This is a genomic window from Vibrio sp. 2134-1, assembly GCF_033339495.1.
The window spans coordinates 1-658 of sequence record NZ_JAWOUS010000516.1; the positions used below are offsets into that span (position 1 = coordinate 1).

1 protein-coding gene is annotated in these 658 nt (G+C 49.4%); it reads left to right on the forward strand.

All coding sequences use genetic code 11. From position 1 onward, the window contains the following. The coding region (locus R7R78_RS26965; RefSeq protein WP_263856328.1) for a phosphoenolpyruvate-utilizing N-terminal domain-containing protein at nt 1-658 on the forward strand (658 nt) is incomplete at both ends.

Below are 658 nucleotides of genomic sequence, written 5' to 3' on the forward strand. Positions count from 1 at the left end.
CACGCGCAAAGTTTAGGTCATTGGCAATTAGCCTCAAAACCGACGGTTCTTAAAGGCTTGCCTGCATCAACGGGTGTCGCCATCGGAGAGTTTTGGTTTGACAACACGCAGCCGAGTTTGTCGGACGTATTCCCGTCTTCCACGCTGGATAAAGAGCGAGAGCAAGAGCTGCTGCTGGTAGCGATTGAGCGTGCGCTGAATGACTTCCGCCGGATGCGGAAAAAGTTCGACAGCGAAATCAATAAAGATGCGTTAGCGATATTCGATTTGTTTACCCATTTGCTTAATGATCCAATGTTGCGCGGTGATCTTAAGAAACAGATTGAAAAAGGCGATCGAGCGGATTGGGCGTTGCGTCAGGTAGTCGAAACTTATTCAAACCGCTTTGCTCGTATGTCAGATGTCTATTTGCGTGAACGAGCACAAGATATCCGAGAGTTGGGGCAAAGGTTGCTGTATTTTCTGCACAACAGTGAGCAAGAGAATGCGGCCATCGATCGTCCTATCATCTTAGTGGCCAATGAGCTTACTGCGACTTTGTTAGCATCGGTGCCGAAAGAACATTTATTAGCGGTCGTTTCGCTTGAAGGGGGCGCAAACTCACACGCTGCAATTCTTTCGCGCGCATTGGGTGTGCCGGCCGTTATGGGCGCTAACA